The sequence below is a fragment of the Kitasatospora sp. NPDC034533 genome (assembly GCF_055575155.1).
Window position 1 is genome coordinate 1 of the sequence record NZ_JBVITE010000085.1, and the last position, 26,112, is coordinate 26,112.

Annotated in this window: 8 protein-coding genes and 1 pseudogene; 6 read left to right on the forward strand and 3 right to left on the reverse strand. The window is 69.8% G+C overall.

Going from position 1 to position 26,112, the window contains the following annotated elements:
• Nucleotides 1-90: 90 nt before the first annotated feature.
• A complete protein-coding gene (locus ACZ55U_RS35415) occupies nucleotides 91-630 on the reverse strand; it encodes a tyrosine-type recombinase/integrase (RefSeq protein ID WP_465533053.1) in 540 nt (179 codons plus the stop codon).
• 408 nt (nucleotides 631-1,038) lie between these two features.
• Nucleotides 1,039-2,187: a hypothetical protein gene (locus tag ACZ55U_RS35420; RefSeq protein WP_465533055.1), complete on the reverse strand. Its 1,149-nt coding sequence runs from the start codon at nucleotides 2,185-2,187 to the stop codon at nucleotides 1,039-1,041.
• 1,124 nt (nucleotides 2,188-3,311) lie between these two features.
• Between ACZ55U_RS35420 and ACZ55U_RS35425 the strand changes: the two genes are divergently transcribed.
• The 5 genes from ACZ55U_RS35425 to ACZ55U_RS35445 all read left to right on the forward strand — a co-directional run bounded on the left by ACZ55U_RS35425 (nucleotide 3,312) and on the right by ACZ55U_RS35445 (nucleotide 22,266).
• A complete protein-coding gene (locus ACZ55U_RS35425; protein ID WP_465533057.1) occupies nucleotides 3,312-4,502 on the forward strand; it encodes a serine/threonine-protein kinase in 1,191 nt (396 codons plus the stop codon).
• Between the two features lie 97 nt (nucleotides 4,503-4,599).
• Nucleotides 4,600-7,740, forward strand: a complete 3,141-nt coding sequence (locus ACZ55U_RS35430) for an SNF2-related protein (protein ID WP_465533059.1) — start codon at nucleotides 4,600-4,602, stop codon at nucleotides 7,738-7,740.
• Complete coding sequence (locus tag ACZ55U_RS35435; RefSeq protein ID WP_465533061.1) at nucleotides 7,737-13,190, forward strand: DNA methyltransferase family protein; 5,454 nt, start codon at nucleotides 7,737-7,739, stop codon at nucleotides 13,188-13,190. Before ACZ55U_RS35430 ends, ACZ55U_RS35435 begins: the two co-directional genes overlap by 4 nt.
• On the forward strand, nucleotides 13,187-19,921 hold the full coding sequence (locus ACZ55U_RS35440) for a DEAD/DEAH box helicase (protein WP_465533063.1): 6,735 nt from the start codon (nucleotides 13,187-13,189) through the stop codon (nucleotides 19,919-19,921). Before ACZ55U_RS35435 ends, ACZ55U_RS35440 begins: the two co-directional genes overlap by 4 nt.
• The gene (locus ACZ55U_RS35445; RefSeq protein ID WP_465533065.1) at nucleotides 19,918-22,266 is read left to right on the forward strand and encodes a UvrD-helicase domain-containing protein; all 2,349 of its coding nucleotides are present in this window, start codon (nucleotides 19,918-19,920) and stop codon (nucleotides 22,264-22,266) included. Before ACZ55U_RS35440 ends, ACZ55U_RS35445 begins: the two co-directional genes overlap by 4 nt.
• Nucleotides 22,267-22,301: 35 nt before the next feature.
• On the opposite strand, the gene ACZ55U_RS35450 is transcribed toward ACZ55U_RS35445, so the two are convergent.
• Nucleotides 22,302-24,341, reverse strand: coding sequence for a type I restriction-modification system subunit M/S (locus ACZ55U_RS35450; RefSeq protein ID WP_465533067.1), 2,040 nt, complete (start codon nucleotides 24,339-24,341; stop codon nucleotides 22,302-22,304).
• A 780-nt stretch (nucleotides 24,342-25,121) separates the two neighbouring features.
• Between ACZ55U_RS35450 and ACZ55U_RS35455 the strand changes: the two are divergent.
• A pseudogene (locus ACZ55U_RS35455) lies at nucleotides 25,122-26,070 on the forward strand (IS481 family transposase).
• The last annotated feature ends 42 nt before the right edge of the window (nucleotides 26,071-26,112 follow it).

Here is a 26,112-nt window from a genome sequence, read left to right on the forward strand (position 1 = left end):
ACGCCAGCACCAGGCCCGGACCAGCCACTACAAGCGACGAGGCCACAGCCCGACGGCTGAAGCCCCGTCATGCTAAGCACCGTTGCAGTACTAGGCGGCGTTGAAGGGAAGGCGGTGGGTGCGAACGGCCGTGCCCAGGGCGCTGGAGAGGGTGGCGAGGCAGTGGTAGACGGCCTGGTGTCCGCGGCCGGCTTCAAGCTGCTGGTGGGTGTAGGCGGCGATGTGGTCATGGGCGAGTTCCTCCAGGCGCAGCTTGCCGAAGACGGGTATCAACTCGCAGAGCACGTAGGTGCGGTAGCGGGCGTAGGTCGTGGGCTTGAGCAGGAACTGCATGCTCTTGAGCCATTTGGTGAGGTAGGCGGCCACCGTCTCGTGCGGGTCGGCGTCGAAGCCCAGCCGGCGGCCTTCGAGGAGGCGTCGCAGCGCCGTCTCGGCGGTCCAGGCGTCCTCGAACCCGCCTCGGCGTACGGTGCGCCTGCGGCCGTTGAGGGAGGGGATGTCGACGGCGAAGGTCCACGTGCCGTGCTTCTCCTCGGCGAGGCGTGGGCACTTCGCGCCGAGTTGACGCCGGGTGGCATCGCGGGACCCGCATCGGCGGTAGACCCGGCCCGGTCGTCCTGACCTGCGCACTCCGTGTACCTCCTGTGGCTTTGACTCATTGATCAGTTCACGGAGGCTACATGCGCCGCGATCGGATGATCGCCTGCGACCACCACGCGATCACCAACGCGGAAATGGGGCTCTGGCCTGCGGTCCACGGTGAGGACCCGCACCTGGGCGCGCCAATGCACGACAGGTTGCCGTGGTGCCCGTCATGGTCGATGTGGGCATGCGAAAACCGTCACCGTACGTGACTAACCGGGGCCCTGTTCTGGAGGCCCGTCCGGGCGGCAGGGGAGTGTTTCCTGCTCCCCGACGCGGCTACGCAGTGTGAACGGCCGGTCGGGTTGGCCAGCCGTGCGCGTCCTTGGGCCGAAAGTGGGCGGGCCACCGGGGTCGGGGTGCCATGATCCGCGATGGGTGGTCGCGGCAGGCGGTTCAGATGAGCCGGTTGCGGTTGGCGGCTGCCGCTTCGCGAACGAGTCGAGCGAAGTCGCTGCGGCTGCGGTCCTGCTGCTGCCCGCCCTTTTCGTCGTCGTCCCAGTCCTCGTCATCGCCGAAGTCGTTTTCGTCGTCGAGGTCGTCGTATTCCTCGTGGAGGAGCCAGCAGCCGCGGATGCCGGCGAGGAGGTCTTCGAGGAGATCGGGGGCGGGGCGTTTGGGGTCGAGCGGGGTCAGGCGCAGGCCGGTGTCCTCGGGGTCGGTGTCCGGGCCGGTGCGCTGGGCGAGGTCGTCGTCGATGTCTTCGAGTTGTTCGCGCAGGCCGGCGGGGTCGGGGAGGAGGCCGTCGGCGATGTGGAGGGCGTGGCGTACGAGGCCGGTGACCGCGTCGTAGGGGGAGGCGCCGGCTTGGAGGAGTTCGAGGACGTGGGTGGGGGTTTCGTGGGGTAGGGCTTCGATGTTGTCGGCTTCGAAGAGCACGGCGGTGGGGGCGTGGCCGGTGGCTTCGCTGGTGATCTCGGCGGCGGCTGCGAGCCAGTGGGCGGCGGCGACGGCCGCGGCGGTGGGGTCGATCTCGGTGAACAGCGCGGCGGGGCCGAATGGGTCCTGTTCGAGGAGGTGATCGGCGGCGGCGACCTGAACGGGAGAGGCGCCTTCGCGGCTGAGAAGGACGGCCTGGCGAGCGCGGCCGGTCAGATCGCCGCGTTCGGCGTTCTCCACCGCGGTGAGCTCGGTGGCGACCTCGGTGAGGATGACGGCGGTGAGGTCCGCGTTGCCGATGGCGTGCAGGGTGCGGCCGGCGCGGTGTGCGGATTCGACCAGGGGGCTGTATTCGACGTCGAGCAGGCCGTCCTGGGGGAGGTTGGGCCGGGTGATGGCGCCTGGGACCTCGTCGAAGGACTTGCGTTCCTCGGCGCGGCGCCAGCCCTCGGAGTTGGGTTCCTGGGAGGCGGCGGCGCTGGCCGGGTGGGTGTAGGTGCGCCATGCGGCCTCGGAGAGGTGGGTGAGGGCGCGGGCCAGCCGCAGGAGCGCAGCGGTGTCCGTGCCGGCCGGGAGGGCGGCGATGCGGGTGGCGAGATCGCCTTCGCCGGTTCCCCAGGTCGCGATCAGCTCGTGCCGTTCAGGGTCGATGCTGTAGCGGGTCATGAAGCCGTACCTCCGGTGATCTGCTCGGCAACGTCGCCGGGCGTCGAGCCATTCTGACGCATCGCCAGAAAGCTCCGGATCGTGCAATCGGCACGCGCTGACGACCGCGAGAGAGCGAGACCTCCTCAGGGGCCGAGGCGTTTGACCCCAGGTTGCGGGCTCCTCGACGGGTTCGGATGAGACCGGCGGTGCGGGGGCATCGCGGAGACCGGCGTGCTCGAGAGATCACCGGACGGGAGGCCCCCGGCCGGTGCAATGGGCAGGCTCGGCCTACTTGCGCCGGGATTCGTCGGCTCTACCTGGTGGCGTTCTCGGCCGGCTCCAGGAGGCTGTGGCTGCGAACGGCCGAGCGGCTGGGTGTTCTCCGCTTGATGGGATGCGCGGCTGGAGTGGGCGGTGGCTCGAAGGGGCGATCCCTGGGTGGCGGGCTCCCTGCTCAGGATGAGACATCTCGAAGCATGTCATATGTATGGTGCAAATCTGGACTATTGGTGCCGCCATCTCGGGCTCTGGCGCGGACAGGGGAGGAGGGCAGCGCCGTGTTCGACAGTGCTGAGCCGATCCATGCGCGCCTCGCGGTGCTTGCTGGCCCCCAGTACCCCGACCAGGTTGTTGTTGATCTTGGCTGCGGTGCGGGACCGACGCTGCGGGCTGTCAGCCGGATAGCGCCGCAGGTTTCGCTCGTAGGGATCGACCGTTCGGCGGAGTCGCTGCGCCAGGTCCACGCGGCTCTGGCAGGGCACAAGGGGGGTGACGGCGACGATCGTTGCGGACTTGCGCGACCCTCCTCGGAATCGGGACGCCCGAGCGGCTGTAGCCGATGTGAAGCCTTTGGGTAAGCCGCGAAAGGCCGGCCTACCCGAAGGCTTCGCAGCGGACGGTAGGTGTTGTGGCCCGCTGGGCCTGTTGGCGAGCCGATGTCCCCGGGCGCTTGTCGTCTCGGCCGCGCTCGCCCGTTACTCCGGGTCACGGAACGATGGCACCTTCTGCCAGGCCGATATCGATCGGTACGCTGTACGGGTGATTCGTCAGTGTCCACACTGCTCGGCAGAGCCTTCTGAGGCGGGTGAGACACTCACGGCAATCGCGTTCGTGTCGGCACTGTGGAACCCGGGGGGAAGCTGGTGACAGGTACCGTCCTGCCGCCGCGGATCGGCCCGTACGCCGTCGAGCGGTGCCTCGGCACCGGAGGCATGGGGGCGGTGTACCTGGCGTACTCCGTCGCGGGCGACCCGGTCGCGGTCAAGGTCATCAGGCCCGACAAGATCGATCCGCATTCCCGCGCCCGCTTCGAGCGGGAGGCGGAGATCGCGCGCACCATCTCGGGTACGGGCCGGGTGGCGCGCTTCCTCGACGCGGATCCGCTCGCCGAGCAGCCGTGGCTGGCCATGGACTACATTCCCGGCCGCCCGCTCACCGACGTCGTAAAGGACCAGGGCCCACTGCCGGCACAGCTGGTAGCGAGTGTGGGCGCACTGCTCGCCGAGGGGCTGGCCGCGGTTCACGGGGCAGGTCTGCTCCATCGGGACCTCAAGGCGTCCAACGTCATCCTGGGCGACTTCGGCCCGGTGATCATCGACTTCGGCCTCGGCGCCTTCCTGGAGGCATCGAAGGGTTCCTTGAGCCAGCCCGGAACCGTGCTCGGCACGGTCCGCTGCATGCCGCCCGAGCAGGCGCGCGGCGAGACGGAGGTGACGGGAGCGGCGGACGTGTACGGGCTGGGAACGGTCCTCCTGCACGCCGCCACGGGCCACGCACCGTACGACGGCGTGCGGTGGGAGGCGATCGCGGTGCAGGTGGTGAGCCCGGACATTGGGCCCGACCTGTCCGGACTGCCGGAGCAACTCACCCCGCTGCTGACCTCGATGCTCGCGTACGAGCCGGGCGACCGTCCCACCCTGGACCAGGTGACCAGGCACTGCGCCGACCTGCTGCGGGAACTGGGCACCAGCCCGGCTCGGGCCCGCCACGCGCTGATCCAGCAGACCAGGCCGGCCGACGGCGCGCCGGTGGCCCTCCCGCAACCGGACGCACTGATGCTGGACCGCCTGGAGGCCCTCGACAAGCTGCTGCGGGAACAGCCGGAGGCCGCGCCCGGCACCGAGGCCGACTCCGCGCCCGCTGAGGAGGGCAGCCCCGGCGAGGGTGACCTCCCTGCCGGGCCGACGCCCGCATTGGCAGGCCCGCCCACGGAACCCCGGCCCCCCGCCGCGCGCCCCGGCCGTCCGCCCGCGTCCCGGCGGGTGGCTGACGAACTGCGCAAGCGGTACGCGGCCCGTGGGCAGCTGACCTGGTCCGAGCGCCAGAAGCTCTGAGCGCCTCGCCCAGCCCCGACCGCTTGCGGTAGACAGTAGGCACGGATACGGCGGCATCGCTGAACCGGCCGAGTACACCATCATCGAGGAGCACAACGTGACCACGGCGCCACGGCCCGACGATTCTGCTGCGGGCACCGCCGAGGACTCGCACTTCCCTGCGGGGGCGAAGCCGACCTTCGCCCCCGGCGCCCAGGTCCGCATCCGGGACGAGCAGTGGCTCGTCAAGTCGGTCGCCGAGAGCCGCGACGGGCTGATGGTCGAGGTCAGCGGCGTCTCCTCGTTCGTCCGGGGCACGGACGCCGTGTTCTACCAGGGCCTCGACCAGATCGACGTGCTCGACCCGCGCAAGACCGACCTCGTCGAGGACGAGACCTCGAAGCACGCCAAGGCCCGCCTCTACCTGGAGGCGATGATCCGCAAGACCGCGCTCCCGCAGACCGAGCACGGGCTCGCCCTGGCAGACTCGTTCCTGATGGACCGCCAGGAACACCAACTGCGCCCGGCCGAGCGGGTGCTGTCGATGCGCAATCCGCAGCCGCGGCTGCTGATCGCGGACGTGGTCGGGCTTGGCAAGACCCTGGAGATCGGCATCATCCTGGCGGAGCTGATCCGCAGGGGCCGGGGTGAGCGCATCCTCGTCGTGACGCCGGCCCATGTCCTGGAGCAGTTCCAGCGCGAGATGTGGACCCGGTTCTCCCTGCCGCTGGTGCGACTGGACTCCACCGGCATCCAGCGCATCCAGCAGGAGATCCCTGCCGGACGCAACCCCTTCGCCCATTTCAAGCGGGTGATCGTCTCCGTCGACACGCTCAAGTCGGCCACTTATGCGCACCACTTGGAGAGCACCGCATGGGACGCGGTGGTCATCGACGAGTCGCACAACCTCGTCAACAAGGGCACTCGGAACAACCGCCTCGCCGAGCGGCTCGCCAAGAACACCGACGCGCTGATCCTGGCCTCGGCCACCCCGCACAACGGCGAGGCCGAGTCCTTCGCCGAGCTGATCCGGATGCTCGACCCGGCGGCGATCGCCGACGTCAAGAACTACAAGGTCGCGGACCTCGACCACCTCTACATCCGCCGCACCAAGACCGACCGCGAGGTGCGTGACGGCCTGAAGGACAAGCCGTGGGCGGAACGCGGCCCGTCCCTTCCCGTCCTGGCCCCGGCCACGCCGAAGGAGGTGGCCGTCCTGGAGAAGCTGGCCGCCGAATGGACCCCCGGCGATCCCGCCCGCTCCTCGGTCTGCGCCGAGCCGATGGTGGCGTACGGCTTCCTCAAGGCGTTCCTCTCCTCCCACGTCGCCCTGCGCAAGTCGCTCGCCAACCGCCGTGCCTACCTGGAGCACCCGCGGCGCGCCGAGGCGGCTCCCAAGGCCCGCGAGGCGTTCACGGCGGAACACCGGGCCCTCGCCGAACTCGAAGCGCTCGTCGCGGAGTTCGAGGACAAGGACTCCGCCAAGCTGGACGCGCTGGTGGGCACGCTGAGGAAGGAGCTCGGCGTCGGCCCGCGCTCCGAACGCCGGGTCGTGGTCTTCTCGGAGCGGATCGCCACGCTGGAGTGGCTCGCCCAGGTCGTCCCGGAGCGGCTGGGCTTCAAGGCGAAGCCCAGCCTGGCGGAGAAGGCGCGCCCTTGGAAGGCGTACGGCGGGGCGGTCGAGGTCATGCACGGCGACGCCACCAACGACGACCAGCAGCGGGAGATTGTGGACCGCTTCGGTCGCCGCGACGAGCCCGTACGGCTGCTGTTCACCGGCGACATCGCCTCCGAAGGCGTCAACCTGCATCACCAGTGCCACGATCTCATCCACTACGACCTGCCGTGGTCGCTCATCCGGATCGAGCAGCGCAACGGCCGAATCGACCGCTACGGCCAGGCCGTCAGTCCCGAGTTCCGCGCGATCACCCTGACCGCCGACGTCCCCTGGCGGCGCGACGAGGCGACCGGGGAGCAGCTCACCCTCGATGATCGGCTAGTCGGTGTCCGGCTGTTGCGCCGCGAGGCGCAGGCCCACGAGATCGAGACGGGCGAGGGCTGCGCCGAGGCGGTCACCGGCCTGTACGACGCCAAGAAGGAGGACGACCGCCTGACTCGCGACCTCATCAAGGGCGGTACGGCGGAGCGCTCCATCGAGCAGTCCCGGCAGGAGGCGGGCGGTGTCCTCGCCGGGCTCCTCGCGAACGTCAACGCGCTGATCGCCGATCCGTCGGTCGCGTCGGCCGCCGCGGGGATCCCCCCGGTGGCCAAGGCGGACGTGCCGCACCTGTTCGCCGATACCGAGGCGTACTTCCACGCCGCAATGGACCTGGTCTACCCGCAGGCCGAGCGCGAGGCCATGGGCTGGAAGCCCGTCACGGACCGGGGCCGCATCGAGTTCACGCCGCCGGACGACCTCCAGTACCGGCTGCGCGCACTGCCCGCCTCGTACCTCGACCAGGAGAAGATCCTCACGACGTCCAAGTACGACGGCACGCTGAGCATCACCTTCAACCGGAAGTACGCGGCGGAGCGGCTCGAAGCGGCCCGTGACGCCAAGCGGGGAAAGACCGAGCAGACAGCGTCGCAGTGGCCGAACGTCTCCTACGTGTCGGACATCCACCCTGTCCTCGACTGGGTGACGGACAAGGTCCTCGCCAAGCTCAAGTACGACGAGGCGTTCGTCCTCGCCCACCAACCGGACGTCGCCAGGGCCGCCCGCATCCACCCCGATCTGCCCGCCGCCCTGAACGGCCCCGTCTACCTGCTGCAGGGCGTCCACTCCAACGCCGCCGGCACGCCGACCGTGGTCGAGTGGATGGCCGTCACCGGCCTCGACAAGACCGACCCGCTGGTCTGGCGGATGGACTCGGCGTTCCTCGCCGCCTGCGGCGTCGGCCCGAACATGCCTGGACGCGACCGGATCCTCGACAAGGACGGCCTGAAGGCCCTCGTGCCGGCCGCCGTCGACGCGGCCGAGGCCCACCTGCGGGACCGCCGGGCCGAGTACGACCAGCTGATCGACGGCTACCTCGCCCCTTACGAGGACCGCGTCCAGACTTGGGAGCAGATCGCGCTGGAAGTCGCCGGTAACCACCACCGCCGCCGCGAGAAGGTGGAGGACACCGCGACCGACCGCCGCGAGCTCGTCCGGCGGTTGCGTACCTCCGGCGATCCGATGATCCGGGTCCTCGCCGTCCTCGAACCTCTCTACTCCACTGCACCGACCGCCGCCCGCGCCGAGGAGTCCGCCCGATGAGCTACACCTTCGACTCCTTCGCCAACCGCGGCGAGTACCTCTCCGCCCACTACTTCAGCGAGGAACTGGAGAACACCCTCAAGAAGAAGTCGGCGGACGACGAGGGCCTGTTCACCCTGTGGACCTACCGCGAGACCGATCAGCACGACACGCGGTCCACCCCGCGTGAGCTGCTGCTCAGGCTGCACACCGAGTACGCGGGCCAGGTCCGGCCGGTCCTCGCCGCTGACGACGACCCGGCGGGTGAGCGGGGCGAGCGCCTCGCCGCCTGGCACACCGCCCTGCTCGCCGCCCTCGGATACGGCAGGTCGGACCGCGTGCTGCCACTGCACAACGCCGGCCGCGCGTACGAACTCCCCGTCGCCTGGCACGGTGACGGAATCGTCGCCCTCGACTGCGGGTGGACCGACAGCCTCGACGACGCCCTCGACGCCGACGGCGCGGGCCGCCTGCTGAACCCCCTCAAGACGTCCGAGGGGCTGATCAGCACGGGTGAGAAGCTCGCCGGCTGGCTCTTCCAGAGCGAACTGCATGAGCCCGGCGGCGAGGCACCGCGGTTCGTGCTGCTGCTCTGCGGCGGCGTGATCGTCCTCGCCGACCGCACCACCTGGTCCGAGGGCCGGTACCTCGCGGCGAGCGTGGACGCGGCGCTGCTGCGCAACGACACCAAGAAGACCGGCGAGCTCGCCCTGCTCGCGGCACTCTTCTCCCACGACATGCTGGCCCCCCGACCCGACGGCAAGGGCCGCCGGATGGACGACCTCCTCAAGGCGTCCCGCGACAACGCAGTCGGCGTCAACTCGGAGCTGCGCAAGGGGCTTCAGCGCTCGGTCGAGATCATCGCCAACGAGGTGCTCGCCCGGCTCAAGGAACACAAGGTCACCCCGAGGCAGATCGAGGACCCGGAGCGGCACGGACCGTTCGCCAAGCAGCTGACCCGCGAGTCGCTGCGCTACCTGTACCGCATCCTCTTCCTGCTGTACGCCGAGGCCCGCCCCGAACTGGGCATCCTGCCCGCCGACGACTCCACCTACGAGGCGGGTTACTCGGTCGCCCGGCTGCGCGAACTGGTCTCCCGCGACCGGAAGCTGGTCGACGAGGAGAGCAAGAAGGGGTTCCACCTCTACGCCTCGCTCGATGTCCTGTTCAACAAGGTCAACTACGGCCACCGCCCGCACGGCACCGAACCCGAGGACCACAAGGCCGCCGGTGAACGCAGCGAACGGCGCGGTCTGCGGTTCGAGCCGCTGCGCAGCGAACTCTTCGACCCGAAGGCCATCACCCTCATCGGCCGTGGCGTCCGCGACCCACGCGTCGATGCCGACAGCGGCGCGGACGAACTCCCGAAGTGGCTCGACCTCCGGCTGCGCAACGAGGCCCTCCACGAGGTGCTGCGCCTGCTCACCATGAAGGAGGCGAGCACAAAGGGCCGGCAGGGTGGCTTCATCTCCTACCGCAACCTCGGCATCAACCAGCTCGGCGCCGTCTACGAGGGCCTGATGTCCTACACCGGCATCATCGACGACGAGCGGCTGCTGGCCGAGGTCGCCAAGCCGGGCTCGAAGAACGGCAACCAGCAGCACGGCGACCCCGAGAAGGGCTCCTGGCTCATCCCCGCGGACCGGCTGAACGACTACCCGGCGAACACCCACGTCGTCTACTCCGCGCAGGACGCCGAACAGCACGGCCTCCGCGGCCCGAAGAAGTACGAGCCCGGCACCTTCGTCTACCGCCTCGCCGGACGCGACCGCGAGACCTCAGCGTCCTACTACACCCCCGAGTCGCTGACGAAGGTCACCGTCGAACTGGCTCTGAAGCACCGGCTCGACCAGAAAAAGGACGAGGACGGCAAGACCGTCCGGACCCGAGCGAGCGAACTGCTCCGCTACACCATCTGCGAACCGGCCCTGGGCTCCGGCGCGTTCCTCAACGAGGCGATCAACCAGGTCGCCGAGGCGTACCTAAAGCGCCGCCAGGAGGAACTGGGCCTCACCCTCGACACCTCGCAGGCGCTGGAGGCGAAGCAGAAAGTCAAGGCGTACATCGCCCTCCACAACGCGTACGGCGTCGACCTCAACGCCACCGGCGTCGAACTCGCCGAGGTGTCGCTGTGGCTCAACACCATGCATCCCGGCATGCGCGCGCCCTGGTTCGGCCTGCACCTGCGGCGCGGCAACTCGCTGATCGGGGCCAGGCGTTGGGTGTACACAGCCGACCTCCTCAAGAAGGAGAGGACGGTCGCCGCGCAAACACCGACCAAGCTGCCGTTCCGGTCGGCGGAGGACGGCACGGAGCAGCCGCTGCCGGAAGGTGCGGTGCACCAGTTCCTGCTGCCCTCTCCTGGGTGGGGCGCGATCCAGGACGCCGGCGGCGACGCGAAGAAGCTGGTCGAGCGGCTTGCCGGGGACCAGGTCGACGCCCTGAAGGCCTGGCGCAAGACGGTGATGACGAAGCCCAAGTCCACTGGCGGCAAGGGCAGCCAGCTGGCTCGGCTCCAAGCCGTCGCGGAGCGGGTGGAGTACCTGTGGGGGCTGGTCGCCAGGCGACTGGAGCTCAGTGAGCAAGAGATCGCCCGCACCATCGACGTCTGGGGCGCAGACCGGCCGGAGGACGCCGAGGAGTACGCCTTCCTCCGCCGCGACAAGGAGAGCGCGGGCGGTGCGCTGCCGCTGAGCAAGGAACAGGTCTTCAAGGACCTGTTCGCGGCGGAGGGCTCGCCGTACTGGCGGCTCAAGCAGGTCATGGACGCCTGGTGCGCGCTCTGGTTCTGGCCGCTGGACAAGGTGGGCCTGCTGGACGGCTCCGATCCCGAGTACGCCACCGCGCCGGTTGTGGGTCTGGACGCGCTGCTGTCCTCCGGGGTGGCGCCGGCGACGGGGGCTGCGAAGCCGGTTGCCGAACCTGAGGCGGAGCCCGCGTTCGTGGAGCACGGGCTGCTGTTCGCGCTGCCCGGGGACCAGCTGGCCTTCGGCGAAGGCGGGGACGACCTCGTCGAACGGCGGGAGATCAAGAAGGCGGGCGCGTCGTCGTCCGGCCGCAAGGGCGGCGCGGGCGGGCCGGTGCGTCGCCGTGACGTGATCGCGCTGACCGGCCTCGACGACTGGCTCGCGTTCCTGGAGTCCATGGTCGGGACGGGTGAGGTGCCCAAGGGGACGTTCGCCACGTCCGTCGACTCCCTGGCCAAGCTGAAGGACCTGGAGAAGCTGGTCGAGGCCGAGATGGGCATGGACGATGCCCGCCGAGCCGTCGAGACACGATACCCGTGGATGCGGACCGTCCGCGATATCGCGGCGGAACAGGGCTTCCTGCACTGGGAGTTGGAGTACGCCGGGGTCTTCACGGGACAGTCCGGAGGGTTCGACCTCCAGGTCGGCAACCCGCCATGGGTGCGGCCGGAATGGAAGGAGGATCCGGTCCTCGCCGAGTTCGAACCGTGGTTCGTGCTCACGGAGAAGCCGAAGGCCGAGGAGAAGGCCAGGCGGCGGGAGGTGGAGCTTGGACAGCAGCAGGTGCAGGACTACCTGCTGGCTGAGGCCACGAACACGGTGGCGACAGCCTCCTACCTCGCTGCTGGCCCCATCTATCCCCTGATGTCGGGGAGCCAGCCCGACCTGTACCGCGCGTTCATGTGTGAGGTCTGGGATCATGCGGGCGCCGAGGGCACGGCAGGAATGGTGCACCCGGACACGCACTTCGCCGGCGACAAGGAGGCGAGGCTGCGGGCAGCCGCCTACACCCGACTGCGGGTGCACGGCGACTTCGTCAACGCGGGTAACAGGTTCTTCCCTCCGCCTGTGGGTCGGTCGAGCCACTTTGGCGTGCACATCTACGGCAGTGCGGGTGACATCGCGTTCGACTCGCTGTCGTGGCTGTTCACGGTCGACACCCTGCGGATGTCAGCCATCGCCGCCGTTGGGAAGGACGACGAAGACCCCGGCGTGAAGTACCAGGGTGACTGGGACGAGCGCCCGCACCCGAAGCGGGTCATCCGTGTCACCCCGGACACTCTGCGGCGCTGGCAGCGCCTCGCCGGTGATGAGGGGCCTGTGGAGCACACGCGCCTGCTCACCCCGGTGAGCACGGCCGAGGACCCGGCGATCGACGCATTGGGCCTCTACCCGTTGCGGCTTGGCGCCATGGCGCCGGACATCACTCGGGGGTACGACGAAAGCGGCGCTAAGAAGGCGAAGTTCGGCCCAGGCAAGAACGTGCGGCTCATCGACTACAACACCGGCGTCGACGGCCAGGAGGACTACCACGCTGACTCTTGGGAGGACGTCATCCTCAAGGGCCCGCAGATCGGTGTCGCCAACCCGATGTTTAAGCAGCCCAGCCAGGGCGGTGGCGAGACGCGCGGCCTGGACCCGCAGATGCTCGCGGATAACGCGGTGCCGGAGTCGGAGTACCGGCGAGTGGCCCCGGTCGGAGTGTTCCTGGGAGAGCAGGACCACTGGACTGACTGGGACCGCTACGAGGAATTGCTCGCTTTGGAGAAGGAACGCCTGGCGGCGCGGCTGGCGGTTGCGGAGAAGCGGAAGGTGGAGCCCGAAGAGGTCGCAGAGGCGGAGATCGAGGAGTTTCTGCGAGACAAGGCCGGCGTACCGCACAGCGGGTGGTACCGCCTGGCGTGGCGCGAGAGGGTCGCACCTGACACCGAGCGTGCTCTGTACGGGGCTCTGATCCCGCCGGGGACGACTCACATTCATGCGGTGCGTTCCGCACGTTTCGGCACACCCCGGCTGACCGCCCTCGCAGGTGGGTTCATGGCTGCGCTGCCGGTGGACTACCTCCTCCGCACGGCGGGTGTGGGACATCTGGACGTCGCCCAGGCCAAGCGCCTGCCGCAGGCGCAGCCCGATCATCCCCTTGCCCCGGCCCTTCTCCTGCGTACCATGCGGCTGAACTCCTTGACCACCGCCTACGCCGACCTTTGGGAAGAGCTCTACGACCCCACCTGGGCTAGCTACGAGCCCTGGGCGATCGAGTGGTCTGGTATGAAGACCGAGCTGCATGCCGTAACCCCCTCTTGGAAGCGGAACACGCCCCTCCGTTCCGAATACGCGCGCCGAGCTGCCCTTGTCGAGATCGATGCGCTCGTCGCTGTCTGGCTGGGCATCGATGCCGACACGCTCGTCGTCATGTACCGGGCCCGATTCCCGATCATGCAGGACTTCGATCGGGTGACCTGGTTCGACGCCAACGAGCGCAAGATTGCGGGCGACCGCTATACCTACGGCTTCGACCAGACCAAGGAGCACTGGCAGCAGTTCGAGGCCTATCAGGAGGATCCCGCGACGAACCCCGTCCCCGACGGCTACGCCGCGCCCTTCTACAAGGCCGACCGCGAAGCGGAGATGCGCCGCGCCCACGCCCACTTCACCGAGCGCCTGAACGACGCCGTGGCCAAGGGGCTGTGGGACCCGACGACGATGGAGGTCCCGCAGCCGTGAGGCCGACGCTCGAAGCGCAAGGGCTGAAGGAGAGCCTGCTCCAGTACCTCTCCACGACCTACGGCCTCGCGGACGAGGGCGCCCGCAAGGCGCTGCACACCTTCCTCGGGGACGAGTCCACGGGCATGTTCCGTGGCCCGTACCTGCGCCTGCGCACGCCGTTCACGCGCGCCCAGGACGGCTGGCAGCAGCACCTGGACTGGCACCGCGCCGGCGGCTGGTCGCCGTACGCGCACCAGGCCCGCGCCTTCGCCCGGCTCACCACGAAGGGCGGGCACACCCCGCAGCCGACCCTGGTCACCACCGGCACCGGCTCCGGCAAGACGGAGTCGTTCCTCTACCCGGTGCTCGACCACTGCGCCCGCGAGCGCGCGGCCGGGAACGCCGGTGTCAAGGCCGTCTTCCTGTACCCGATGAACGCCCTCGCCACCGACCAGGCAGGACGCATCAACGACCTGCTGGACGCCGAGAAGGACGCGCTCAAGGGAGTCCGCGCCGGCCTGTACATCGGCGACAAGGCGGCAACGCACTACGACTACGTCTACACCCGTCGGCAGGACATGCAGTTGTCTCCGCCAGACATCCTGATCACCAACTACAAGATGCTGGACCTGCTGCTGCAGCGCTCCGCGGACGCCCCGCTCTGGGACAGCAGCGACATCCGCTACGTCGTCGTGGACGAGTTCCACACCTACGACGGCGCGCAGGGCACCGACGTGGCGATGCTGCTGCGCCGCCTGGCCTCCGCCGTCGGGGCGACGCAGCCTGGCAAACCGCTGGGGACGATCACCCCGGTCGCCACGTCCGCCACCCTCGCGTCCGGAACCGACGCGGACGGGGTGCGTCAGCTGCTCGACGTCGCCGCGCACGTCTTCGGCACCGAGTTCACCGAGGACGCCGTCATCGGCGAGGACCGGCTCACCGTCGACGAGTTCATGCTCGACGAGACGGTCCCGGACGCCAAGTTCCTGCCCGGCCGGGTACCCACGCCCGAAGCGCTCACCACACTTCCGGACCCCGCCTCCGGCGACGCGGCACTGGCCGCACTCGCCGAGGCCGTCACCGGGAACCGGTTCGACGCAACCGGCCCGCTCGACGGCCGGGAACTGGGCGCGGTGCTCAAGCGGAACCGGCTCACCTACGCCGTGCTGTCCGCGTTCGACGGTACGGTGCGCAGCTACGACGAGATCCTGGACGTCATGCGGCGCCAAGGGGCCGCCAGTTGGGACGAGGCGATCACCACCCGGCCCGAGGTGGCGGCACTCGCCCTGGCCCGGTTCGTCGCCCTGCTGTCCGTCGCCCGGGACCCGGACGAGCCCGCCGGGAGCAGCCGTCCGCTGGTGCAGGTTGAGGTGCACCAGTGGGCGCGGTCGGTGACGCGGATGCTGCGCGGCGTCCAGCCGTGGCCCCAGGCGTCCTTCGCCTGGGACGCGGCCGGGGCGCAGGCCCCGTCGCGGACAACGCCGGACACCACCGGCCCCCGTGAGACCCGGCTGTTCCTGCCGGCGGTGTACTGCCGTGAGTGCGGCCGTTCCGGCTGGTCCGTCCTGGCGCCCGAGTCGGACGACGAGGAGCTGAGCTTCGAGTCCCACAAGATCCGGCGCGCTTCGGTGACCGCCGACAAGGCGAAGATCCGGACCCTGATCGCGGCCACCGACAAGGAGGCCATGGAGGGTAGTGGCCGTGCCCCGATGGACCCGGCGGCCCAGCGGTCGCTGACCACCGGCGGTGCGGGCGTGCTGATGGTGCTGGACGGCCCCGACCGCCGCCTCCGGCTGCCGGATCCGGCTGATGACTACACCGCCGAGGGCGATCCTCGACCCCGGGGCGCGGACGCGGCCTTCGTCCTCGTCCAGCTGGGCGAGCGCGCCGAGCGTGCGGCACAGGACGACTGGTGCCCGGCCTGCGGCACCCACAACGCGATCCGCTTCCTCGGCACCGGCGCCGCCGCGCTCGCCGCCGCCTCCGTCACCCAGCTGTTCACCGGCGGCGAGATGGACAAGAAGCAGCGTGAGACCAAGACGTTGATGTTCAACGACTCGGTGCAGGACGCCGCGCACCGGGCCGGCTTCGTCGCTTCCCGTTCCTACACGTTCTCCCTGCGCGCCCTGTTCACCAAGCACTTGAGCGAGCACCGGCCCACCGCGCTCAACGACCTGGTGGCCGACGTGGTCGAGGCCACCACCGACCGTGAGACCCTGGCCGCCGTCGTCCCGCCCGATCTGCATGACGATGCGGGGGTGGCCCGCCTGCTGTCGGGTGCCGGCCGTGGCGGGGACAAGCGGACCTGGGACCTGATCGGCGAGCGGTTCGCTTTCGAGGCGGTGATGGAGTTCGGCCACCGCTCCCGCAACGGGCGCACCCTCGAACTCACCCGCACCGCCGCGGCCTTCGCCGATGTCCCCGACGAGCACGCGGCGATCGCGCTGGTCCGCACGGCCCACGAGGAGACGGCGGACCGAGGCCTCACCCTGACCTCCCACGACGACGACCGCTACCTCGCCTTCCTGCGGGGCTTCCTCGACCGGATGCGCACCCGTGGCGCGATCGGCCACCGCTGGCTGGGGAAGTACCTCGACGAGGCAGGGACCAGCCGGTTCTTCATCTGGGGCGGTCGCCCGCCCGGCATGAAGGCGTTCCCCAAGGGCGTCTCCGCCCCGGCCTTCCTGCTCGCCAAGCCGAAGCCCAACAGCGAGTTCGACGTCGCGGCCGGTCGCCTGTCCTGGTACGAGACGTGGGCGCAGCGCTGCTTGGGCCTGACCCGCGAGCAGGCGGACGAGTTCTGGCTCCGTCTGTTGCCGCGGCTCGCCGACGCCGGGCTGCTCGCCGTCCGTACGCCGGGCGACTCGGCGGCCCGGATCTACGGACTCCAACCCGGCGCCGTGCAGATCCAGTTGCTCTCCGACGAGCAGGTCAACAGCGCGTACGTGCGCTGTCCCAGGTGCTTCTGGGAACAGACCGTGCATCCGTCGCTGCTGTCCCAGTACCACGACCAACCCTGCCCCGCGTACCGCTGCGCTTCCGGCCGGCTCGTCGCGGGCGACCGCTGGCAGGAGACCGTCGACCGGCACGACCGGGACCGGGACTACCGCGACGACTACTACCGCAGCCTCTACCGGCGGGCCGGTGTCTTCCAGGTGATCACCGCGGAGCACACCGGACTGCTGTCCCGGGCCAAGCGCGAACGCGTCGAGGAGTCGTTCCGCAAGGGCGAGGGCTTCAACGATCCCAACGTGCTCTCCTGCACCCCGACCCTGGAGATGGGCATCGACATCGGCGATCTGTCGGCCGTCGTGCTCGGGGCCCTGCCGCGCCGTCCCGCCAACTACACCCAGCAGGCGGGCCGGGCCGGCCGCCGCACCGGCAACGCGTTCATGCTGACCATCCCGGACCGCTCGCGCCGCGACCTGTACTTCCTGGACCGGCCGCGCGACATGATCGACGGGCAGATCGTGCCGCCCGGCTCGTACCTGTCCGCAGTCGAGATCCTGCGCCGCCAGTACACCGCCCACCTGCTCGACCTCGCGGCCCGCGGCCGGCTCCTGCGCGAGGACGGCAGGCCGCTGGCCGCGCTGCCGCGCCGGGTGGACGAACTGTTCGGCCCGTCCGGCTACCTCGCCGACTTCGCCGCCGCCGCCCTCGCCCACGGGGAGGAGCTGGTCCGCGGCTTCCTCGACCTCTTCCCGGTCGGCGTGAGCGAGAACGCCCGGGCCGAGCTGACGAAGTACGCGGTGCGCCGTCTGCGCAGCGCGGTCGAGCGGGCCGAGCGCGACTGGGAGCGGGAGAGCCAGAAGCTGCGCGACCGCCTTCGGACGATCCGCTCGGCCATCGACGAGCTGAAGGACGGCGACGAGGAACAGGCCCGGACGAAGGCCGAGTTGGAGGCCGAGGTGCGGGCACTGTCGAAGAAGGGCGGGGCCAGGCTACGCCAGCCCGCCCAGAGCGTTCTGTGCGACCTCGGGCTTCTCCCGAACTACGCGCTGATCGACTCGACGACAACCCTGTCCGCCACGCTCTACTGGCCGGAGGGGAAGACTGGCACGGGGCAGGAGACGTACAAGTCGAAGCCGTACACCTACGAACGGCCGCGGTCCTTCGCCGTCGCCGAACTCGCACCCGGCAACACCTTCTACGCGGAGGGTTACAAGCACCGCATCACCGGCATCGACATCGTCACGGGCCAGGACCACGACTGGCGGTACTGGCGGTTCTGCCCGTCCTGCGGCCACGTCCGGACGCACAACGCCCAGCAGGACATCTCACCGTGCCCGCGCTGCGGGGACGCCGGCATCGCCGACTCGGGCAGTCTGTGGCAGGTCGTCCAGCCGACCACGGTCACCGCCCGCGCCAAGCGCGAGGACGCCCGCATCGGAGACGAGAGCGACGACCGCGACCGGCGGTTCTACAGCGTCGTCGACATGGTCGACATCGCCCCGGGCGACTTCGTGCCCAAGGCCTCCTGGCGGCACACCGGCGAGGTGTTCGGCGTCGACTACACCCGACGTGCCGTGATCCGGAGGGTCAACGTCGGGCCGCTCAGGATCGGCGCCCAGGAGGGCGACCGGATCGCCGGACGACCGGTACGGATCGCCCCCTTCCAGGTGTGCACCGCATGTGGCGCGGCGAGCGCGGACGGGCAACCGGTGTTCGACGACGACCGCGACGCCGTTGACATCTCGGCCAACCGCCAGCGCGCTCTCAAGCACCACACGCCCTGGTGCCCGCACCGGCGCGGCACGAGGGCAGTGGCGCAGGAACAGGTGCTGCTCGCCCACGAGTTGGAGACCGAGGCGCTGCGAGTCCTGCTCCCGGCGGCGACCGTTCTGGTCGATGAGAAGGTGTACTCCTTCCAGGCCGCCCTGCGGCTCGGCGTCGACCGCGCCTTCGGTGGGGACCCGCAGCACCTGGACTCCTGCCTCGCCACCATGCCCGACCGTGACACCGACGAGACGAGGCACTTCCTCGTCCTCTACGACCGGCTGCCGCACGGCACGGGCTACCTCGACCGGCTCACCGCCCCAGCCGCCTTCCGCCAGGTTCTCGAAGACGCGCGGACCCTCCTCGTCGACTGCCCGTGCGTCCAGGAGAACCGGCCCGCCTGCCACCGCTGCCTGTACCGCTACACCGACGAACGGCACATCGAGGCCGTGTCCCGGCAGGCGGCGCTCGACATCCTCGACGACCTCCTCGGCCGGGGCACCGACGCCTGGATCACCAAGGAGGTCGGCAACACGGACCAGATCGGGCTGGACGGACAGGTCGAATCCGACCTGGAGGCACGCTTCCTCACCGTCCTGCGGGCCTGGGCCGAGAAGCAGGGCAGCGACGCCTCGCTCGACGAGAGCGGTGACAACAGCGGGTACCTACGGCTCAAGGACTCGACCACGGTCCACGGGTGGCGCCTCACCGCGCAGCGCAGCGAGGGCTTCACCCGCACCGACTTCACCTTCGAACGCACCGAAGGCCCGAAGCGGAAGGTGACGGTGTACCTCGACGGCCGCCGCTTCCACGCCTCCCGCCGCCACAACCGGCTCGCGGGCGACGCGGACAAGCGCAACCGGCTCCGGGCGCAGGGGCACGCCGTCTTCCAGCTCACCTGGGACGACCTGGCCGCCTTCGAACAGCGCACGGGCGTGCACGCGGGGGACCGCGACGCGGTCGAGCCGGTGTGGCCGCCGTACGAGTACAGCGCCCGGGCCGTGGCCAAGCAACTGCACGTCGAGCACGGCCAGGACGACCTGGACTCCACCGCCTTCCTCGATCCGATGAGCCAGCTCCTCGCCTACCTGCGCAGCCCCGATGACGCCGCCTGGGGCAGGCGGGCCGCATCCGTCGTGGGCGGACTGCTTGGTGCCAACCCCATGGCGCTCGTCGGTAACGGCTCCGCGGAGGAGGCGCACCGGACGCTCGGGATGCTCCTCGAAGCCTGGGGGCGGACCGGCGGCATCGACCCGGCCTCTGTGACGGGGGGCGGGACGGTCAACCTGTTCCAGGCCGCCGACCGATCCGGACTGCCCGTTGCCTTCATGGTCGACGGCGCCACCGGCCGCTGGACGGCGCTGGTATGCCTCGACGACACGGAGAGCGACCAGCTCGGCTCCCCCGAGCACAAGGCGCGGTGGCGGGCCTGGCTCCAGTGGTCCAACCTGCTGCAGTTCCTCACCCACACCGGTGGCGACGGCGTCCAGCTCACCACCTCCGGCGCGGGCCTGTTCGACCTCGGCACGCTCAAGGCGTTCGGCGGGATCGGCGAACTCGAGTCCCTGGTCGTCCAGTACGGCGGGAGCGCGAGCGCACCGCAGGCCGCGACGGCCGAACAGACGGACGAGACCCCGCTGGAGGCCGCACTGCGGGACCTGCTGTGGGACCGGGAGATCCTCGGCTACCTGGACGAGGACGAACCCGACGCCCCCCTCGCCCGCCTCGCCCACGTCCTGGCCGACCGCGGCCGGCGGGCACCCGTCTACGGCTACGAGCTCGGTGAACGAGGCTGGCTCGCCGACCTCGTCTGGACCGACGAAGCGCTGCGAATCGCCGTTATGGCCGAGCCGTACGACAGCGACGACGAGGAACACCACAAGACCTGGCAGGCCTACCGCGACGCGGGCTTCACCGTACGCTCGGCCGAGGAATGGCTCGGCCGGCTCGACGACCTGCTCGCCGCCCTCCCCGATGCCACTGACCGCCCCGACTCCGCCTCCGACTCCCACGAACCGAGTGCCGCACGATGACAGCACGCCTGAGCCTCTACCAGAAGGCCGAGAACGAGCTCTACAAGATGGACTCGTCGGTCAAGACGAAGTTCTACGACTTCTGCCACCTGTTCCGGAACGACCCGGGGCACCCCAAGCTCGACCTCAAGCCCCTCAAGGGCGACCGCCGCATCTACCGCGCCAAGATCGATCCGTCATACCGCGCCCTCCTCGCTCCCGTCGGCGTGGGCCCGGACGGCGTCGAGCAATGGCTCGTCGTCGCCGTGCGGCACCGCAAGCACGTCTACGAAGAGCTCAGCGTCGCCATCAACCGGATCACCGGAGAGATTGAGTTCGTCGACCTCGGCGTCGTCGGCCAGAGCGTGCTCAAGCGGGCCGGCATCCAGCTCACCCCCGACCCGGCGGAGCGGGGCGCGCCGGACGTCGACGCCGCAGCCGAACCCGTCACCGCTGCGGCCCCCGCTGTCGAACCCCCCGCCGTCGCGCCCTCTGCGCAGCCGCTGCTCGCCGCCTGCACCGCCGACGACCTCCGCCGCCTCGGCGTCGCGGAGGCCCTGGTCGAGGTGGCCCTCCTGGTCACCACCGACGACGAGCTCGACCAGCTCGTCGCCGGTGCGCCGCGCCTCACCGCCGAAGTGCTCACCGGCCTGGGCGCCGGCATGAGCGTCGACGAGGTGGAGAGCGAGATCACCCGTCCTGCCGCCACCGTCCTCGAAGCCGGCTTCGAGGACGACATGGGCGCCGCCCTCACCCGTACCGCGGTCACCACCGTCGACGACGACCTGCGCAACGTGCTCGCCGAGGGCGATTTCCGGGCCTGGAAGGTCTACCTCCACCCCACCCAGCGCAAGATCGTCGAACGGAACTACAGCGGGCCGGCCCGGGTCAGCGGAGGCCCCGGCACCGGCAAGACCATCGTCGCGCTGCACCGCACCGCCCGTCTCGCCGCCCAGCTCCAGCCCGGCCGGGACAAGCCGATCCTGCTGACCACGTACACCAAGAACCTCACCGCCGACCTACGGTCCCGGCTCAGCTCCCTGGTAACCCCCGACCTGCTCGCCCGCGTGGACATCAAGCACATCGACATCCTGGCCCAGGGCATCCTCAACGAGAACAGCGCCGCCGGAGCCCAGCGCTCGCTGATCGGCGACGCCCAGGCGAAGGAGGTCCTCGGTGAAGTCCTGTTCGAGTACGACGCGCAGCGGCGCTGGGACGCGGAATTCCTCTTCGACGAGTGGGAGCAGGTGATCCTGGGCCAGTCGCTCGCCACCCGGCAGGACTACTTCAAGGCCCGGCGCCCGGGCATGGGTCGCGCCCTGACCCGCCCCGAACGCGGCGGCGTCTGGCAGGTGCTCGAGCAGTTCACGCTGCGCCTGAACAGCATGAAGCGCGAAACCTGGGCACAGGCCGCGGAGCGTGCCGCGCGCTACGAGATGGAGCGAGCACGCAAGATCCAGGACCGCGCCGAGCGGAAAGCCGAGATCGGGGGCGGAGACCTGATCCACCGCGATGACAACAGCTCCGCGATCCGCTACCTCCGCCACCGCTACCAGCACATCGTCGTCGACGAGGCCCAGGACCTCAGCGCCGCCCATTGGAAGATGCTGCGTGCGATGGCCGCCCCCGGCCCGAACGACCTGTTCATCGCCGGCGACACCCACCAGCGGATCTACGACCGTCAGGTCACCCTCGCCACTGTCGGGATCAACATCCGGGGCAAGGCATCCAAACTGACCCTGAGCTACCGGACCACGCAGGAGATCCTCGACCAGGCCGCCAAGGTCGTCGGCGACTCCACCTACGACGACCTCGACGACGGCACCGAGAACCTCAGCGGCTACCACTCGCTGCTCCGGGGCCCGGCACCGGAATTCGTCGCCTGCACGGACTGGGACGACGAGATCACCCGGCTCGCCGCCAGACTGAAGCTGTGGCGCGAGGAGATCACCCGACCCGGCGAGGACGGCACCGTTCGCGACCCCAGCGGCGCCATGGCCGTCTGCGTCGCGGACGGCGACATGGCCGGCCGCGTCGCCGCCGATCTCCTGATGAAGCACGGCATCACCACCGCGACCCTCACCAAGGAGGGCCCCCAGGGTGGTGGCGAGGTACACATCGGCACCATGCACCGGTTCAAGGGCCTGGAGTACCAGAAGCTCGCCATCATCGGCGCGAGCGACGGCATCCTGCCGCGCACGGCACTGATCGAGAAGTTCGCGCACACCGACCCCAAGCGCTACGAGAGGGAACTGAAGCAGAGCCGCAACCTGCTCTTCGTGGCCGCCACCCGCGCCCGCGACGCACTATTGATCTCCTGGCACGGCGCCCCCAGTCCGTTTCTGCCGGTCCGTTGCAATCGGTGATTGCGTTGCGTGGGGTGATTGAGCAGGGGTGGACGTCAAGCTCCCGGAGCCAGAAACCCCTGCAGTGCATCCCGGCGGAGGCGCCTCGTCACGGCGAGTTGCTCGCGGAGCAGGCGCTCGTGGGCATCCATACGGGTCATCAGGTCGGCAATGGTCCGCTGGGTGCCAAGGTCGGGCAGGGCGATGGGGAGGTCACCGAGGATGGGGAGCGAGATGGTCTTCATGGTCATGCTTCCGGTGGAGTGGTTGTCGAGCCAGTCACGCGCCTCGGCACTGCGCAGGTAGGCGGCGAGGTAGTCAGGGTCGAGCCCGGCGGGCGGGCGGAGGAGGAAACAGCCGGTGCCGCAGACCCAGCCGTGCTGCTCCTCACGGACTACGGCGCACCGGCCGAGTTCACCTCGGCGGGCCACGACGAGGTCGCCGGGGCGGAGACGGAAGCGCTCCAGTCTCTCGGCATGGGCCTCGGTGATGTACCTGATGTCCGCCGTACTGAAGCCACTGTCCGCCAGGTCCTTGGGCATCACGACCGGAACCCCGCCGCCCTCCACATAGTCGTCGGCTCGGATGAGGCTTCCTGAGGGACCGGCGAGGAGCCGGCTCGCCTCGGCGTTCCCGGGGCCACCGTTGACCACCTCCCGGAGTGTCAGTAGCGGAAGGTCCTCTTTGTTGCCGGTCAGCCGTTCGCATCGGTCAGCGAGTTCGCGGAGATCGCTGACCGACTTCGCGGTCGCGAGCGCGTGCCCGTGCAGTTCGTCGAGTGCGTTGTCCAGGTCAAGCGCCGCAGCTGGTCGCTTCCGCGTGGAAGCGACGTACAGGCGGGGGTCAAGATTTCCGGCACGTGCCGTGATCTCGTCATACCCGACAGAGCGGGAGAACCCCGGCTCGTCCGCCATCGCGCCCGGGGACTGCAGCCATGTGTGGAACCGGCTGGTGATGCGCTCGATGTCGGCGGGGGTCAGCGCGCGCGGCTTCCGGGGTGCTGGGGAGCCAAGCCGGCTGGCATCGATGAAGAGGACTGAGCCCGCTTCTCCCACCGGCAGTCGGCCGGATTTGTCCCGGGCAAGCAACCAGATGTGCACGGCGACGGTGGTGGCGGGGAACAGGTTCGCTGGCAGCGCGATGATGCCGAGGATGGCGCCGCGGGCAAGCAGGTTCTGACGGTGTGCCTCATCGGCCCCGCCGGACCAGGCGGCGCTCGGCGGCATGATCACCGCGGCGATCCCGTGCTCGCTCAGCCGGCTCCAGGCGAGCTGCAGCCAGGCGTAGTTGGCGCTGGAGTCGAGCGGCAGGCCGACTCGGTCCAGGTTCATGGCACGATGGTTGAACGGCGGATTGCTCATCACCACGTCGGCCAGACCGTATCCCCTGCTTTGCAGGAGCAATGCCGGATCAGGGGCGCGCACCACGGGCTGGTCCACTCCGTGCAGAGCGAGGTTCAACGTCGCCAGCCGCGGGGCGCCGCGGTCCGTGGTGTAGGCCTCGAAGGAGGTGCCGCCAAGGCCACCGTGTTCGGAGATCCGCTGCGCCGCCTCCGTCAGGAAACCGCCGGTCCCACAGGCCGGATCGAAGATCCGGTCCCCGGCTTGCGGCTCCGCCAGGTCGACGACCAGCCGGACCACCTCCCGCGGTGTGTAGAACTCGCCCGCCGAGACATCGGTCTCCTGAGACTGGCGTTCGATGAGCAGTTCGGCGACCTCAGCCAGGTTGGCTTCGGAGCCTGGCCGTTGGCCCAGGGCTTCGAGGAAGGGCGCCGCCCACGGCACGTCGTCCGACCCTTCGCCGTCGAGCAGGTCGACGGTGATGCCGAGTCCCTTGCTCCTGCGGACGTTGTCCAGCGCGGCACGCAGGTCGCGCAGCGGCGACCCGCGGAACCGGGCGTCCGCGACGGCGCGGTCCCACCGCATCACGAGCTCGTCCTCCGGATCCGCCGCCTCGATGAGCCGCGCGAGCAGGAGGATCGCCAGCATCAGCGTGAGGTCGCGGAAACCGCTCCGGCCCCGCTGGTAGGGGGCATAGGCTCGCCAGAGGCGGTCAGCGAGTTCCGCATCACGGCTTTCCGGCGCGCTGGTCTCCACGCGTGGTCCTCCTCGTTTTCCGAATTGGCTACTTGAACTGGCTGATGGCGTAAGCCGCCGCAGCGACGAGCATCAGCAGACACAGCCGGAGCGTAGTACCGGTGTTCTCCATCGCCTTTTCCAGCAGTTTGATGAACGACTTCATGGTGCCGTGGCCCTACCTCTCGACTGCGCAGTGCTACTGCGCGTTGCCCCGCTGTCGGATCTCCCCCGCCGGGTACGCGCTGTGATTGGTCGTGCCGAACGATAGCAACGGTCAATCTGCTTCGGTGGGGCGTCGTAAAGTCCCAGAAGAGCAAGCGGTCTGATGCGCAGTGATGCTGCGCATCGCCGTGGACGCAGCATGGCTGCTCACAAGGCGGTCGGAGAGGGCGCGATAAGTCCCGCGGGAGTGGCAACGAGGTTTGAATGTGATGCAAGTCACGCACCGGGGTCGTCGCCCGAGGTGTCGACCTCGCCCCTCGCGGCCGAATTCCCGGGCGTGCGGCGAACCGTGCGCGTGCACCCACGAGCTGGGCGCCCACGTCCACAGGCCGGTGTGCAGGTCGGTGACGTCGAGGCCGACGCCCCCTCGAGGGCCTTTTGGGCCGTCCACGGTCCCGGCCGACTTGCGTCACGTCGTACGAACCGTCTACGTGCCGGTGCTGACGGGCTGTGGGCTAGCTGTACTGACCACAGAGGTTGGTGACGGCGCTCGCGACGGTGTGATCTTGAAACGAGTGAGGGCCTTCTGGCTCGGTGTGGATTGCGACATCTGCACCGGCATCCAGAAAGGCCCTCATGTCGCACCGTAACGCACCGCTGACCGAGACCGGACGCCTGCGTCTGGCCCGCTGCGTGGTCGAGGACGGCTGGCCACTGCGTCGCGCCGCTGAACGCTTCCAGGTCTCGCCCACCACGGCCAAACGCTGGGCCGACCGCTACCGCGTGCTCGGCGAGCCGGGCATGGCCGACCGATCCTCCCGCCCATCACAGTCCGCACCGGACCCCGACCCGCACCGAGCGGCGGATCATCAAGGTCCGCATCCCGCGCCGCTGGGGACCGGCCCGCATCGACTACCTGCTGCGACTCAACCTGGCCACCGTTCACCGGGTCCTGACCCGCTACCGGCTCGCCCGCCTGGCCCACCTCGACCGAGCCACCGGCCGGCTCGTCCGACGCTACGAGCGTTCCACCCCGGGCGAGTTGGTCCACGTCGACATCAAGAAGCTCGGGAACATCCCCGACGGGGGCGGCCACCGCGCGCTGGGCCGCCCCGCCGGGAAGAAGAACAGCTCCGGCGCAGGCTACAGCTACCCGCACAACGCCGTCGACGACCACTCCCGCCTGGCCCACAGCGAGATCCTGCCCGACGAGCGGAAGGAGACCGCCGCCGCCTTCTGGACCCGGGCGAGCGAGTTCTTCGCCCGGGCCGGAATCACTGTCGAACGGGTGCTGACCGACAACGGCTCCTGCTATCGCTCACGGCTGTGGCGTGACGTCCTCGCGGCCGGCAGGATCGCGCACAAGCGCACCCGCCCCTACCGGTCGCAGACCAGCGGCAAGGTCGAACGCTTCAACCGCCCCCTGCTCGACGAGTGGGCCTATGCGAAGCCCTACCGCAACGAACAGGAACGACGTGACGCCTACCCCGCCTGGCTCCACACCTACAATCACCACCGCGGACACACCGCACTGAGGTTCCCCCGACGTGCGGAAGGTTGCCGGAGATGGCCTGATGGGCCATGAGAAGGGAGCCTCTGCCATGGCTGCACCGATGAAGTACCCGCC